This is a genomic window from Streptomyces actuosus (assembly GCF_016921115.1).
GTDB lineage: Bacteria > Actinomycetota > Actinomycetes > Streptomycetales > Streptomycetaceae > Streptomyces > Streptomyces actuosus_A.
In genome coordinates this window covers 1-14,745 of sequence record NZ_JAFFZS010000023.1, presented here as the reverse complement: position 1 = coordinate 14,745, position 14,745 = coordinate 1, and the positions used below count along the sequence as shown (strand labels likewise).

Genomic DNA, 14,745 nt, shown 5'->3' with positions numbered 1-14,745 from the left:
GGCGGATCCCGCAGGGGGGGGTGATCTCCCGTGCGCGGCTGTGTCGAGAGCGGGTCGGCGGCGGATCCCCGGCTCGGCGCGCGGACCCGGAAGCGGGGCGGTGTGGCGCGTGGGCGGAGGGCGGGCGCCCGGATTCCGCGCCGCTGGACGGGCTCCCTCCCGGCGGTGACGAGGGCGTGCGCCGTCGCCGTGACGTGGCGTTCAGGGCGGGACGTGGATCCGCCCCGCGCGGTGAGTACGGAGGGCGTCGCCGTGCGTACACAGGGCCGAGGTTCACCGGACCCCGGCGGAGAGGCATCATGAAGCCCGTGCCCCACGCGACATCGCTACGCCGAGCGCCCGTGCAGCGGCGCAGTGCCGAGCGGCTCAGCAGGATCCTCGACGCCTGCGCCGACCTGCTCGACGAGGTCGGATACGAAGCCCTGAGCACGCGCGCCGTCGCGCTGCGCGCCGGTGTCCCCATCGGCTCCGTCTACCGCTTCTTCGGCAACAAGAGACAGATGGTCGACGCCCTCGCCCAGCGCAACCTTGAGCGCTGGTCCGAGCGGGTCGCCCTCCGGCTGGGCGCCACCGGGCCGCGGGAGTGGCGCGCAGCCCTGGACGCCGTCCTCGACGAGTACCTCGCCATGAAGCGCACCGCGCCCGGGTTCTCCCTCGTCGACTTCGGCAACCAGATCCCGGTCGGCACCCGTGACGGCGAGCCCAACCACCGGGTCGCCGACCGCCTCACCGGGTTGCTCGCGGCCCACCTCGGGCGTGTGCCCGACGAGGACCTGCGCCGCACCCTCCTCGTCGCGGTGGAGGCCGCGGACACCCTCGTCCAACTGGCCTTCCGGGTGGACCCGGAGGGCGACGAGAAGATCATCGCCGAGATGCGTGCGCTGCTGCGGGCGTACCTCGGGCGCGTGCTGGACTGAAGCGGGCCCCGGAGGCCGGACCGCAGGCGAAGGCCGGCGGGGCCGGGGTGGGCGACGCCGGACGCCGGGTACGCACTGGCGGCCGGGGCGCGGCGCGGGCGTCCGGGCGGGGTGCCGCGGACTCGGGCGTCCGGGCGGGGTGCCGCGGACTCGGGCGTCCGGGTCGGGTGGAGCCCGGGGTGGCGGTGACGGTGGCAGGCGAGGGCGCGGATCCGGCCGACGGTGCCGGGTCGAGGGGGCCGGTGGGTGGTGCCGGGCGGAGAACCCTGGGCAGGATGCATACCGGTCGGTATGCTCGGCCCCGAGTCGTGCGCCACCGCTGCCATCCCCGGGAGGACCCGTGTCCCGCTCCGCCCTGCGAATCTGCCCTCTGTGCGAGGCCACCTGCGGGTTGACCCTGACCATCGACGGCACCCGGGTCACCGGGGCCCGCGGTGACCGCGAGGACGTGTTCAGCAAGGGTTTCATCTGCCCCAAGGGCGCCGCCTTCGGTGCCGTCGACGGCGACCCCGACCGGCTGCGCACCCCCCTGGTCCGCCGAGGGGGCGAGCTCAGCGAGGCCACCTGGGAGGAGGCCTTCGACGCCATCGCCGCCGGGATCCGCCCGATCGTCGAGCGGCACGGCCCGCACGCCGTGGGCGTCGTCCTCGGCAACCCCAACGTGCACACCATGGCCGGGGCCCTCTACCCGACGGTCCTGCTCGCCGGGCTCGGCACCCGCAGCCTGTTCACCGCCTCCACCGTCGACCAGATGCCCAAGCACGTCTCCAGCGGGCTCCTCTACGGTGATGCCAACGCCATCCCCGTGCCCGACCTGGACCGCACCGACCACCTGCTCCTGATCGGCGCCAACCCCCTGGAGTCCAACGGCAGCCTGTGCACCGCCCCCGACTTCCCCGGCCGGCTCAAGGCGCTCCGGGCGCGGGGCGGGACCCTGACAGTGGTCGACCCGCGCCGTACCCGCACCGCGAAGCTCGCCGACCGCCACGTCGCGATCCGGCCCGGCACCGACGCCCTCCTGCTGGCCGCCCTGGCCCACGTCCTCTTCGAGGAGGACCTCGTCGCCCTCGGCGACCTCGCGCCGCACGTCCTGGGGCTCGACGAGCTGAGGGCCGCGATCAAGGAGTTCACGCCGGAGGGTGTGGCCGCCGCCTGCGACGTCGAGCCCACCCTCATCCGCACCCTCGCCCGCGAGCTGGCCGCCGCCGAGTCCGCCGCCGTCTACGGCCGCATCGGCAGCTGTACCGTCCCGCACGGCACACTGGCCAGCTGGCTCGTGGACGTCCTCGCCATCCTCACCGGCAACCTCGACCGCCCCGGCGGCGCGCTCTTCCCGCAGGCCGCCACCGACCGGACGCCCCGGCCGGCCGGCCCCGGCCACGGCTTCCGGCTGGGGCGCTGGCACTCCCGGGTGGGCCGGCACCCCGAGGCCAAGGGGGAGCTGCCGATCTCCGCGCTCGCCGAGGAGATCGACACCGCCACCGAGGAGGGCGAGCCGGTCCGCGCGGTCATCGCCGTCGCCGCCAACCCCGTGCTCTCCGCCCCCGACGGGAACCGCCTCGACAAGGCCCTGGCGTCCCTGGACTTCATGGTCAGCGTCGACCCCTACCTGAACGAGACCGCCCGCCACGCCGACGTCGTCCTGCCCCCGCCGCCGCCCTCCCAGAGCCCGCACCACGACTTCGCCTTCAACACCCTCGCCGTGCGCAATCAGGTCCGCTACAGCCGCCCGGCCGTTCCGCTGGAGCCCGGCCGGATGGCGGAGACGGAGATCATGGCGCGGCTGATCCTCGCCGTGACCGGCATGCACGGCGCCGAGCCCGGTGCCGTCGACGACCTGGTGATCGGCCAGACGCTGGGCAAGGCGGTCCGCGAGGAGCACTCGCCCGTGCACGGCCGCGACCCGAGGGAGCTGGCGGAACAGCTCACCGGTACCAGCGGCCCGGAGCGGCGCCTGGACATGATGCTCCGCCTGGGCCCCTACGGCGACGGATTCGGTGTCCGCCCGGACGGCCTGAACCTGGCCGCGCTGCTCGCGCGTCCCCACGGCATCGACCTCGGACCGCTCCGGTCGCGTCTGCCGCAGCCGCTGAAGACCCCCAGCGGCAAGGTGGAGCTGCTGCCGCAGCCCATCGCCGACGACCTGCCCCGGCTGCGGCACGCCATGGCCGAGCGGCCGGACGGCCTCGTCCTGGTCGGCCGCCGCCACCTGCGTTCCAACAACAGCTGGATGCACAACATCCCCGCCCTGACCGGCGGCACCAACCGCTGCACCCTGCAGCTGAACCCGGCCGACGCCGCCCGTCTCGCCGTCCGCGACGGAGCGGACGTCCGTGTCGAGGGAGCCGGGGGAGAGGTCGTCGCCCGCGCCGAGATCACCGAGGACGTCCGGCCGGGCGTGGTGAGCCTGCCGCACGGCTGGGGCCACGACCGCCCCGGCACCCGGCTCGGCCACGCCTCCACCACCCCGGGCGTCAACGTCAACCAGTTGCTGGACGGCAGCCTGCTCGACCCGCTGTCCGGCAACGCGGTGCTCAACGGCATCCCGGTCGAACTCACCGCCCTTCGCTGAGCCGGGGCGGGGCGCACCGGGCAGGCGGGGCGCCGGCCGGGGTGCCGCGGCACGGGACGACGCCGCCGTTCCGCGCGAGGCCTCGCCCCGCGGAGCCTTCCTGCGGTGTACAGCGTCGACGCCGTGAAGTCGTACGAGAAGGCGGACTTCCCCGACCAGGAGGTCCACGGCGACCGCGGTCGCCCCGAGCTGCGGCTGATCACCTGCGGCGGTACCCGTCACCGCCGGCCCGGGTACAGCGGAGGCGTCGTCGTGCTCGCCCACCTCGCCGAAGTCCGCGCCCCGCACGGACCGGACGCCCCGCACGGACCGGTTGTCCCGCGCTGAATCCGGAGGTCCGCCCTCCCGATCCGTGGGCGGGAGAACGTGATGCCTCCCGGCTCTTCCCCCCGGCGCATGCATTCCGTTAACTTCCGTGACTCAAACGCCCCTTGCGTTCCGCGAGGAGCGTCCGACCGCTGAGCGCCGGCGCCCAGTGGCAGCCTCTGGGGACGACTCATGACACGCGCCATCTCCCTGCACGACGTGAGCAAGGTCTACACGAAAGGCACCCGCGTGGTGGACCGGCTCTCGCTGGACATCGCGCCCGGCGAGTTCCTGGTCCTGCTCGGCCCCTCGGGCTGCGGCAAGTCCACCGTGCTGCGCATGATCGCGGGGCTGGAGGACATCACCGACGGCACCCTGCTGCTCGACGGCGAGCGGTCCAACGACCTGCCCCCGTCCGGCCGGGACATGGCCATGGTGTTCCAGAGCTTCGCCCTCTACCCGAGCATGACCAGCGGCGACAACATCGGATTCCCGCTGCGCATCGAGAACCCCGGCGGCGATCCGCGCCCGCGCGTGGACGCCACCGCCCGCATGCTCGGCATCGAGGACCTCCTGGACCGCTATCCCGCCCAGCTCTCCGGCGGCGAACGCCAGCGTGTCGCCATGGGCCGGGCCATCGCCCGCCACCCCTCCGCCTTCCTGATGGACGAGCCGCTGTCCAATCTCGACGCCAAGCTCCGCAACCATCTGCGGGCCGAGATATCCAAGCTGACCCGGGAGCTCGGGGCCACCACGGTGTACGTCACCCACGACCAGTCCGAGGCCATGTCGCTCGGCGACCGGGTCGCGGTCATGCGCAGCGGCGTGCTCCAGCAGGTCGGCACCCCGCGCGAGGTCTACGCGCTGCCGCGCAACGTCTTCGTCGCCGCGTTCGTCGGTACCCCGCGCATCAACCTGCTGCGCGGCCTGGTCCGCGCCCCGCTCGACGGCGCCATGACCATCAGCCTCGGCAAGCAGTTCCTGCGGCTGCCCGAACCCCTCTCCCTGGACCACCAGCTGCTGCGCGTGCAGCAGGGCCGTGAGGTGATCGTGGGGTTGCGCTCGGAGGCCGTCCGCATCGCCAAGCACGCGTCCGCCCGCCCGGGCGAGGTGCCGCTGACCGGCCTCGTGGAGTACGTGGAGTTCCAGGGCCACGAGGCGCTCGTCCACTTCAACACAGGCTCGCGCCCGGCGGTCGTGCCCGATCTGGAGAACCCGCGCCCGGCCAGCCGGCCCGCCCGGCGCCGCCGCCGCGACGGCTCGGTCCTGGACCGGCTGCGCGAGCGCGCGGAAGCCCTGCGCGCCGGGTCCGTGGCGGTCCTCGACCGCCCGGCCGACGCCGCGCCCGGCCCGGAGCCCGCCCACCTGCCCGGCGACCTGGTGGTGCGCACCACGCCCGACATCGACCTGCGGCACGGCATGCAGGTGCCCCTTCTCGTCGACCTCGCCCACCTCTTCGTCTTCGACCAGCACGGTGAACGCATCTGCCCGGCCCCGGCGCGCCTGCCCGATCTGGCGGAATGACGCCGGCTCCGTCCGCCCTCCCCCCGGCTCGCTCCCCCTGTCCCTCCCCCCTGCCTCCCCCCCCCGTCCCGCTCCCTGCTCTCCTCGTCCTCCCCGGCGCCCGTCCGCAACGGGCCGGTGGCATCATCGGGCCTCAGTGGTGACCCCCTGGCGCCCGAAAACTAACGCCGCTAGTTTATGTGTCGGACGACGAGACCGGTCCGGGAGGAGCACGATGAAGGCACACGAGGGCATCTACATCGACGGCGCCTGGCGGCCCGCGGCGGGGCAGGACGTGATCGAGGTGGTGAACCCGGTCGACGAGCAGGTGATCGGCACCGTCCCGGCCGGCACCGCCCTCGACGTCGACACCGCCGTACGCGCCGCGCGAACCGCCTTCCCGGGCTGGGCCGCGACCCCGCCCGCCGAGCGTGCCGCGCGCCTGGCGGCGCTGCGCGACGTGCTGGTGGCCCGCAAGGACGAGATCGCCGAGACGGTCACCGCCGAACTCGGTTCCCCGCTGCCCTTCTCGCAGGCTGTCCACGCGGCCGTGCCCATCGCGGTCGCGGCCTCGTACGCCGAGCTGGCGGCGGTCCACCCCTTCGAGGAGAAGGCCGGCACCTCCACCGTGCTCCTGGAGCCGATCGGCGTCGTCGGCGCGATCACGCCCTGGAACTACCCGCTCCACCAGGTCGTCGCCAAGGTCGCCCCGGCGCTCGCGGCCGGCTGCACGGTCGTCCTGAAGCCCGCCGAGGACACCCCGCTCGTCGCCCGCCTGTTCGCCGAGGCCGTACACGCGGCGGGTGTGCCGGCCGGTGTCTTCAACCTGGTCACCGGTCTCGGCCCGGTCGCCGGGCAGGCCCTCGCCGAACACCCGGGGGTCGACCTGGTCTCCTTCACCGGCTCCACGGCCGTCGGCAGGCGGATCGGCGCGGTCGCGGGCGGTGCCCTGAAGAAGGTCGCCCTGGAGCTGGGCGGCAAGTCCGCCAACGTGATCCTGCCGAGCGCCGACCTCGCCCGCGCGGTCAACGTCGGCGTCGCCAACGTGATGTCCAACTCCGGTCAGACATGCAGCGCGTGGACCCGGATGCTGGTGCACCGGGACCGCTACGACGAGGCCGTCGAACTCGCCGCGGCCGCCGCCGCCAAGTACGGCGACCGCATCGGCCCGCTGGTCAACGCGGCACAGCAGGCGCGGGTGCGCGGTTACATCGACAAGGGCGTCGCCGAGGGCGCCCGACTCGTCGCGGGCGGCTCCGAGCCGCCGCGCGAGCGGGGCTACCACGTCAGCCCGACCGTCTTCGCCGACGTCACCCCCGAGATGACCATCGCCCAGGAGGAGATCTTCGGCCCCGTCCTGTCGATCCTGCGCTACACCGACGAGGACGACGCCCTGCGCATCGCCAACGGCACGGTCTACGGTCTGGCGGGCGCCGTCTGGGCCGGCGAGGACGCGGAGGCCGTCGCCTTCGCGCGCCGGATGGAGACCGGGCAGGTCGACATCAACGGCGGGCGCTTCAACCCCGTGGCACCCTTCGGCGGGTACAAGCAGTCCGGCGTCGGCCGGGAACTGGGCGTGCACGGCCTCGCCGAGTACCTCCAGACCAAGTCCCTCCAGTTCTAGGAGAGTTGTTGCCCGTCATGGCTGTCCGCGCTGCCGTACTCCCCGCCATCGGCGCTCCGCTGGAGCTCGCCGAGATCGTCCTGCCCGACCCCGGACCCGGTCAGGTCCGCGTGCGGCTCGCCGCCGCCGGGGTCTGCCACTCCGACCTGTCCCTGTCCAACGGCACCATGCGGGTGCCGGTTCCCGCCGTCCTGGGCCACGAGGGCGCGGGCACCGTCGTCGCCGTCGGGGAGGGCGTCGGTCACCTCGCCCCCGGCGACCCCGTCGTCCTGAACTGGGCCCCCTCGTGCGGCACCTGCCACGCCTGCTCGCTCGGCGAGGTCTGGCTGTGCGCCAACGCGCTGAACGGCGCTGTCGGCGTCCACGCCCGCACCACCGACGGCACCGAACTCCACCCCGGCCTCAACGTCGCCGCGTTCGCGGAGGAGACGGTCGTGCCGGCCTCCTGCGCCCTGCCGCTCCCGGACGGCGTTCCGCTCACCGACGCGGCCCTCCTCGGCTGCGCCGTCCTCACCGGCTACGGCGCCGTCCATCACGCGGCGAAGGTCCGCCCGGGCGAGACGGTGGCCGTCTTCGGTGTCGGCGGGGTGGGACTCGCGACGCTGCAGGCGGCCCGCATCGCGGGCGCGTCCACGATCGTCGCGGTCGACGTCTTGCCGGAGAAGGAGGAGCTGGCGCGGGCGGCGGGGGCCACCGAGTACGTGCTCGCCTCCGACGAGACCGCCCGCGAGATCCGAGCGCTCACCGGCGGGCACGGCGTGGACGTGGCCGTGGAGTGCGCAGGCCGCGCGGTGTCGATCCGCGCCGCCTGGGACTCCACCCGCCGTGGCGGCCGCACCACGGTCGTCGGCATCGGCGGCAAGGACCAGCAGGTCACCTTCAACGCCCTGGAGATCTTCCACTGGGGCCGCACCCTGTCCGGGTGCGTCTACGGCAACTGCGACCCCGCCGCCGACCTTCCCGTCCTGGCCGAGCACGTCCGGGCCGGCCGGCTGGACCTCGGCGCCCTGGTGACCGAGCGCATCGCGCTCGACGGCATCCCCGCGGCCTTCGACAACATGCTCGCGGGCAAGGGCGGCCGGGCACTGGTCGTCTTCTGATCCCTGCCGGGCAACGGGTGCGGCCGGCGCGCCCGCCCGTTGCCCGCCCGGCCCGCCGCCCGCCCGGCCCGTCGTCCGCCGCCCGCCCGGCCCGCCGCCCGCCGACCGAGGTACCGACCCGGCCCGGGGCCGAACTCGGCGCCCGGCCCCCGGCCCGCCGTGCGACGTCCCGGCGGCCCTGCGCCCACGCCCCGGCCGCCTCACGCTCACCGGCCCGGCGGTCCCCGTCCCGGCGTGCCGACGGCCCGTCCGCCTGCCGTGCGCCGCGGGGCCGGGCCGCGGCGCACGGGGCGCGTTCACGCCGACTCGCGGGCCTCCTCCGGCCGCCGCGGGGCGGTGGCGGCGATCCGGGCCGTCCGCGATCGGGAGCGGGACACCGCCACCCCGGCCAGGCACAGCGCGCCGCCGGCCAGAGTGAGCGGGGCGGGAACCTCGCCGAGGGCCAGCCACGACATCAGCACCACCAGCGCCGGCACCGCGTAGGTGGTCGCCCCCATCCGGCCCGCGGTCGTGCGGGCCAGGGCGTACGCCCACGTCGTGAACGCCAGTGCGGTGGGGAACAGGCCCAGGTACACCATGTTCAGCGTGGCCGGCAGCGGCGCCCGCGCGGCCTGCTCGACCAGCTGCCCGGCGAACGGCAGGCACACCACGGCGCCCACCAGGCATCCGAACGTCGTCACCTGCAGCGCGCTCGCCCGGCCCAGCACCGGCTTCTGCGCGACCACCCCGGCCGCGTACACGACCGCCGCCAGCAGACACAGCGCCACCCCGAGCAGGGAGGACCCGCCCCCGCCGGACATCGACAGGCCCACGGTCACCGCGCCCGCGAACGACACCGCCATGCCCGCCAGCAGCCGCGACGGCAGCGGGTCGCCCAGCAGCCGCGCGCTCAGCAGCGCGATGAGCAGCGGGCCCACGTTGACGACGAGGGCTGCCGTGCCCGCGTCCACCTGCTGCTCACCCCAGTTCAGGGCGACCATGTAGACCCCGAACCACAGGACGCCCGATATCGCGATGCCCCGCCAGGCCGACCGCGGCGGCCATCCCTCCCGCCGCAGGGCGCACAGCGTGCCGAGGGCGACCGCGCCGGACAGCAGCCGCCCGAGCGCCAGCGCCCCCGGCGCGTAGGCCTCGCCCGCACTGCGGATCGACACGAAGGCGGAGGCCCACAGCACCACGGTGACCGTGGCGGCACCGGCGGCGAGCAGCTGGGGACGGGTGGAGGTGTTCATCGTGCTCCTGAGGTCGACGTGGTGGCGGTGGTGGGTGCGGGCGGGCGGACGTCGACCGGACGGCGGGGCCGGGGCCGGGGCCGGTGGTGCGCGGGTCACCTCGCCGGGTGCGGGTGCGGGTGCGGGTGCGGGTGCGGCGGGTGCGGGTGCGCGGGCGGGGCTGCAGGACCGGCCCCGCTCGCCCGCGTCCGGGACCGTCCCCCGCGGTCCCGGGGTTCACCGCAGTACCGCCGGGCCGATGCCGAGCAACTCGGCCAGCGCCCGCTCGCCCGACGGTGTCACCCGCACCGCACGCTCCGACCCGATGCGCACGCACCATCCGGCGTCGAACACGTGCCGGCACAGCGCCGCACCCGCCGCGCCCGCGAGATGGGGGCGCCGCTCGGTCCAGTCGAGGCAGCCGCGGGCCAGCGGCCGGCGGTCGGCGCGGGGAAGTGTGATTCCGGTGGCGTCGAACCACTCCAGCCCCGCCTCGGTGAGGGCGAAGCCGGTGTCCTGGCGCAGCAGTCCGCGCGCGGTCAGCGCGTCCGTCACGGCGATGCCGAGCCGTCCGGCGAGGTGGTCGTAGCAGGTCCGGCCGCGGGCCATGGCGGACCCTGCGGTCGCCTCCCGCAGGCTGCGCGGCCGGCGCACCGCCCGCGGGTCGACCTGCGCGGCGAGGTCCTCCAGCAGCTGTGCGACGCGCGCGTCGGCGAGCCGGACGTACCGGTGGCGGCCCTGCCGCTCCTCGGCGAGCAGCCCGCCGGCGACGAGCTTGCCCAGGTGCTCGCTGAGCGTCGAGGCGGCGACCCCTGCGTGCCGGGCCAGTTCGCCCGCGGTCCACGCCCGGCCGTCGAGCAGGGCCAGCAGGCAGGCCGCTCGCGTCTCGTCCGCGATGAGCCCGGCCAGCCGGGCGAGTCCGGGTGCCTGCGCGTCCTGGGCGGTCATGCGTCCCAGCATGCGGCAGGAATACTTCGGCAGCGGCCGAAGTGTGGTCACGGCAGTTGGGCGTACTGCTGTGCCAGGCCGTCCAGCAGCGCCGTCAGCCCCGCCTCGAAGGCCCGCTCGTCGATCTTCTCCTGCTGCTCGGCGAGGAGGTGGGCCTGGCCGAGATGCGGGTAGTCGGCCGGGTCGTAGGCGTTCGGGTCCTCCACGAAGCCCCCGGCGAAGGAGCCGAGGGCGGAGCCCATGATGAAGTACCGCATCAGCGCGCCGATCGAGGTCGCCTGCGACGGCGGCCAGCCCGCCTCCACCATCGCGCCGTAGACGGCGTCGGCGAGCCGCAGGGCGGCCGGGCGGCGGCCGGGCCCGCGGGCGAGGACCGGGACGATGTTCGGGTGGTCCCGCAGGGCCGCCCGGTAGGAGACGGCCCAGTCGTGCAGCGCGGTCCGCCACTCCCGGCCGTCCTCGAACATCGACAGGTCGACCTGGCCGCTCACCGAGTCGGCGACCGCCTCCAGGATCTCGTCCTTGGTGCGGAAGTGGTTGTACAGCGAGGGTCCGCTCACCCCCAGCTCGGCGGCGAGCCGGCGCGTGGAGACGGCCGACAGGCCCTCCGCGTCCACGAGTTCCCGTGCCGTCTCGACGATGCGGTCGGTGCTGAGGAGGGGCTTGCGCGGTCGGGCCATGGCGCACATAGTAGGGCTGCACCAGGAAACTAGCAGTGCTAATTTAAATGTACGGCTTTCAAAGTCCGCGATCTGTGGGGTGGTCCCTGATGAACCTGGAGCTCAGTGAGGAGCAGGCGGCCGTGCGCCGGCTCGCCCGGGACTTCGTCGAGCGCGAGATCGCCCCGAACGCGGTCGAGTGGGACCGGGCCGAGGAGGTCGACCGCTCGATCGTGAAGAAGCTCGGTGAGGTCGGGTTCCTCGGGATCACCGTCGACGAGGCGTACGGCGGCTCCGGCGGCGACCACCTGGCCTACTGCCTGGTGACGGAGGAGCTGGGCCGGGGCGACTCCTCCGTGCGCGGCATCGTCTCCGTCTCGCTCGGACTCGTCGCCAAGACGATCGCGGCCTGGGGGAGCAAGGAGCAGAAGCGGCAGTGGCTGCCCGGCCTCACCGCCGGTGAGCTGGTCGGCTGCTTCGGCCTCACCGAGCCGGGCACCGGCTCCGACGCCGGCAGTCTCGCCACCCGAGCGGTGCGCGACGGCGACGACTACGTCGTCAGCGGCACCAAGATGTTCATCACCAACGGCACCTGGGCGGACGTCGTCCTGCTCTTCGCCCGTTCCACGGACGCCCCCGGCCACCGGGGTGTCTCCGCCTTCCTGGTCCCGGCCGACACCCCGGGGCTCACCCGCCGCACCCTGCACGGCAAGCTCGGTCTGCGCGGCCAGGCGACCGCCGAACTGGTGCTGGAGGACGTGCGCGTCCCGGCCTCCGCGCTGCTGGGCGAGGAGGGCCAGGGTTTCAAGGTCGCCATGTCGGCCCTGGCCAAGGGGCGGATGTCGGTGGCGGCGGGCTGCGTCGGCATAGCGCAGGCCGCGCTGGACGCGGCCGTGCGGTACGCGGGGGAGCGCGAGCAGTTCGGCAGGACCATCGCCCACCATCAGCTGGTGCAGGAGCTGATCAGCGACATCGCCGTCGACGTGGACGCCGCGCGGCTGCTGACCTGGCGCGTCGCCGACCTGATCGACCGCGGCCTGCCCTTCGCCGTGGAGTCCTCCAAGGCCAAGCTCTTCGCCTCCGAGGCCGCAGTCCGCGCCGCCAACAACGCCCTCCAGGTCTTCGGCGGCTACGGCTACATCGACGAGTACCCGGCGGGCAAGCTGCTGCGGGACGCGCGCGTGATGACCCTCTACGAGGGCACGAGCCAGATCCAGAAGCTCGTCATCGGGCGGGCGCTGACGGGTGTGTCGGCGTTCTGAGTACCGCCTGAGTACGTCGGCGGATGTGGCGGTGACCGGGTCCGCCGAAACTGGTGCCCATGAGTGACACACCGGTCAAGCAGCAGAGCACGGCGGCCTTCTACGGTCAGGCCGTCGCCTCCTTCGCCATGGCCATGGCCGCCACCGCCGTCGGGATCGTCCGGCTGGGCGCCGACGGCTGGGTCCGCGGCTTCCTCGCCATCGCCGTCCTGTACCTTGTCACGTCGTCCTTCACCCTCGCCAAGGTCGTCAGGGACCGGCAGGAGGCCGGGCGGATCGTCAGCCGCGTCGACCAGGCGCGACTGGAGAAGCTGCTCGCCGAGCACGACCCCTTCGAGAAGCTCTGAGGCGGGCGGCGGATCCGCGCGGCCGGTTCACGACCCTGTCCGAGCAGGTGCTCTAAGCAACCGCTCACCTTCGGCGGTATGGTGGGGGCTCCTGTCACCGAGAGGGGCGAACAAGCGATGAGTACGGCGGAGGAGACGGCCGGCGGCGAGACGCAGCCGTGGGGCGAGGTCACCCCGGACGCGGCCCGGCGACTGTTGATCGCCGCCGTGGAGGCCTTCGCCGAGCGCGGCTACCACGCCACGACCACCCGCGACATCGCGGGCCGCGCCGGCATGAGCCCGGCCGCGCTCTACATCCACTACAAGACGAAGGAAGAGCTGCTCCACCGGATCAGCCGCATCGGACACGAGAAGGCGCTGGACATCCTGCGGACCGCGGCCCGACGCGAGGGCACCCCGGCCGAGCGGCTCGCCGACGCGGTCAGCTCCTTCGTCCGCTGGCATGCCGGCGGGCGCACCACCGCACGGGTCGTGCAGTACGAGCTGGACTCGCTCGGGCCGGACGCCCGCGCCGAGATCGTGGGGCTGCGCCGCCAGGTCAACGCGGAGGTCCGCCGGATCATCGAGGACGGCGTCGCGGCGGGCGAGTTCGACGTCCCCGACGTGCAGGGGACCACGCTCGCCGTGCTGTCGCTGTGCATCGACGTCGCGCGCTGGTTCAACGTGAACGGCCCCCGCACACCGGACGAGGTGGGCGCGCTCTACGCCGACCTGGTGCTGCGGATGGTGGGGGCCGGCAGGTAGCCCCCCGCCGGGGCGATCGCCTGCTCCGTCCGCCGCGCTGCCGCCACCGGGACCGATCCGGTGGTGGAGCGTGTTCGGGGACGGCTCCGGGCGTGGCGGTCGGCCGATCCGCCGAGTCGGCCGGGGGCCGAGGGTGGGTGGCTCGTTCCCCCGGCCCCGGGCCCGGGGCGGGACTCACAGGTAGTAGCGCGAGACCGACTCCGCGACGCACACCGGCTTGTCCCCGCCCTCGCGCTCCACGGTGAAGGCGACGGCGACCTGGATCCCGCCGGGCACGTCCTCGACCCCGGTGACGGCCGCGGTGGCGCGCAGTCGCGAGCCCACCGGTACCGGCGCGGGGAAGCGGACCTTGTTCGTTCCGTAGTTGACGCCCATCTTCACGCCCTCGACCGCGATGAGCTGCGGACCGAACAGCGGCAGCAGGGACAGGGTGAGGTACCCGTGGGCGATCGTGGTCCCGAACGGCCCCGCGGCGGCCTTCTCCGGGTCGACGTGGATCCACTGGTGGTCGCCGGTGGCATCGGCGAACAGGTCGATCCGCTTCTGGTCGACCTCCAGCCAGTCGGTGTACCCCAGCTGCTCACCCACCGCCGCCCGCAGTTCGTCGGCGGACGTGAAGATCCTCGGCTCTGCCATGGTCCCGGCCTCTCGTGTGATGTCTAAGCAACTGCTTAGCATGGTCGTAGGGAGGTCGGCTGTCAACGGACCGGCGGTGTGGCGTGCACGGGTAGGCTGCGCGGAGTGCCGAAGATTCCCCGGAAGATCGACGAGCTCACCGTAGGCCAGCTCTCCGCGCGCAGCGGCGCCGCCGTCTCCGCGCTTCACTTCTACGAGGCCAAGGGCCTGATCTCCAGCCGCCGCACAGCCGGCAACCAGCGCCGCTACGGCCGCGACACGCTGCGCCGGGTCGCCTTCGTCCGAGCCGCCCAGCGCGTCGGCATCCCGCTCGCCACCATCCGCGAGGCCCTCGCCGAACTGCCCGAGGAGCGGACACCGACCCGCGACGACTGGGCGCGCCTGTCCGCGAAGTGGCGTGGCGAACTCGACGAACGCATCCGGCAGCTCAACCGGCTGCGCGACCACCTCGTCGACTGCATCGGCTGCGGATGCCTCTCCCTCGACTCCTGCGTGCTGTCCAACCCGGACGACGTCTTCGGCGAGAACCTGGCCGGCTCCCGCCTGCTGGCGGAACGCCCGGGCGACCGCCGGGCGTGAGCCGGTCACGGGGAGCACGCGGCGGCCCGCCCGGCGCGGCCCGCTCCCGTCCTTCCGCACCGGACTCCCGGTCCTACGGCGAGTGCCGGGCTTCCGCGTACCGGGTCAGCGCCTCCGCCACCAACTGGGCGTTGGACGCGGCGCGTCGACCGTCCGGCAGGTACAGGGTGTCCTCCTTCTCTGCACTTCACTCGCATGGGTGTTGGGAGGAGGAGTAATTGTCAATAGTTGTGGACCGGTTGAGCGATCAGATCAGTCAAGCCGGCGCCTTGCACGCTCAGCTCTCCGCCAGATCACCGCCATTCCGAGCGCCAGGACGCTCACGGCGACGACCACG

General features: G+C 74.0%; 13 protein-coding genes and 1 pseudogene. 10 read left to right on the top strand and 4 right to left on the bottom strand.

Annotation, left to right across the window (positions count from 1 at the left end; translation table 11 throughout):
* Positions 1-299: 299 nt before the first annotated feature.
* From JS756_RS24415 to JS756_RS24390, 6 genes and pseudogenes are all read left to right on the top strand, one after another.
* A complete protein-coding gene (locus JS756_RS24415) occupies positions 300-917 on the top strand; it encodes a TetR/AcrR family transcriptional regulator (RefSeq protein ID WP_205385335.1) in 618 nt (205 codons plus the stop codon).
* A 340-nt stretch (positions 918-1,257) separates the two neighbouring features.
* The gene (locus tag JS756_RS24410) at positions 1,258-3,489 is read left to right on the top strand and encodes a molybdopterin-dependent oxidoreductase (RefSeq protein ID WP_205385334.1); all 2,232 of its coding nucleotides are present in this window, start codon (positions 1,258-1,260) and stop codon (positions 3,487-3,489) included.
* Between the two features lie 102 nt (positions 3,490-3,591).
* Positions 3,592-3,816 (top strand): annotated as a pseudogene (locus tag JS756_RS24405) (class F sortase); the annotation flags it as partial.
* 171 nt (positions 3,817-3,987) lie between these two features.
* On the top strand, positions 3,988-5,319 hold the full coding sequence (locus JS756_RS24400) for an ABC transporter ATP-binding protein (RefSeq protein ID WP_205385333.1): 1,332 nt from the start codon (positions 3,988-3,990) through the stop codon (positions 5,317-5,319).
* Positions 5,320-5,533: 214 nt separating this feature from the next.
* Entirely contained in the window at positions 5,534-6,922 is a 1,389-nt protein-coding gene (locus JS756_RS24395) for an aldehyde dehydrogenase family protein (RefSeq protein WP_205385332.1), read from the top strand.
* Between the two features lie 17 nt (positions 6,923-6,939).
* Complete coding sequence (locus tag JS756_RS24390) at positions 6,940-8,022, top strand: Zn-dependent alcohol dehydrogenase (protein WP_205385331.1); 1,083 nt, start codon at positions 6,940-6,942, stop codon at positions 8,020-8,022.
* Between the two features lie 296 nt (positions 8,023-8,318).
* On the opposite strand, the gene JS756_RS24385 is transcribed toward JS756_RS24390, so the two are convergent.
* The 3 genes from JS756_RS24385 to JS756_RS24375 form a co-directional block, all read right to left on the bottom strand.
* Positions 8,319-9,254, bottom strand: a complete 936-nt coding sequence (locus tag JS756_RS24385; RefSeq protein ID WP_205385330.1) for a DMT family transporter — start codon at positions 9,252-9,254, stop codon at positions 8,319-8,321.
* 216 nt (positions 9,255-9,470) lie between these two features.
* Entirely contained in the window at positions 9,471-10,181 is a 711-nt protein-coding gene (locus JS756_RS24380) for an ArsR/SmtB family transcription factor (protein WP_205385329.1), read from the bottom strand.
* Positions 10,182-10,228: 47 nt separating this feature from the next.
* Positions 10,229-10,861, bottom strand: a complete 633-nt coding sequence (locus JS756_RS24375; RefSeq protein ID WP_205385328.1) for a TetR/AcrR family transcriptional regulator — start codon at positions 10,859-10,861, stop codon at positions 10,229-10,231.
* Between the two features lie 89 nt (positions 10,862-10,950).
* Here JS756_RS24375 and JS756_RS24370 point away from each other — a divergent pair, with 89 nt between their 5' ends.
* The 3 genes from JS756_RS24370 (at position 10,951) to JS756_RS24360 (ending at position 13,193) form a co-directional block, all read left to right on the top strand.
* Positions 10,951-12,102 carry an acyl-CoA dehydrogenase family protein gene (locus JS756_RS24370; RefSeq protein WP_205385327.1) on the top strand — a complete coding sequence of 384 codons (1,152 nt, stop codon included), beginning with the start codon at positions 10,951-10,953 and terminating at the stop codon, positions 12,100-12,102.
* A gap of 59 nt (positions 12,103-12,161) precedes the next feature.
* Complete coding sequence (locus JS756_RS24365) at positions 12,162-12,449, top strand: YiaA/YiaB family inner membrane protein (protein ID WP_205385326.1); 288 nt, start codon at positions 12,162-12,164, stop codon at positions 12,447-12,449.
* 117 nt (positions 12,450-12,566) lie between these two features.
* Entirely contained in the window at positions 12,567-13,193 is a 627-nt protein-coding gene (locus tag JS756_RS24360) for a TetR/AcrR family transcriptional regulator (RefSeq protein ID WP_205385325.1), read from the top strand.
* 174 nt (positions 13,194-13,367) lie between these two features.
* Here the strand turns inward: JS756_RS24360 and JS756_RS24355 are convergent, their stop codons facing one another.
* Positions 13,368-13,829 carry a MaoC family dehydratase gene (locus JS756_RS24355; RefSeq protein WP_205385324.1) on the bottom strand — a complete coding sequence of 154 codons (462 nt, stop codon included), beginning with the start codon at positions 13,827-13,829 and terminating at the stop codon, positions 13,368-13,370.
* 105 nt (positions 13,830-13,934) lie between these two features.
* Here JS756_RS24355 and soxR point away from each other — a divergent pair, with 105 nt between their 5' ends.
* Positions 13,935-14,408, top strand: coding sequence for a redox-sensitive transcriptional activator SoxR (gene soxR, locus JS756_RS24350; protein WP_205385323.1), 474 nt, complete (start codon positions 13,935-13,937; stop codon positions 14,406-14,408).
* Positions 14,409-14,745: the final 337 nt, after the last annotated feature.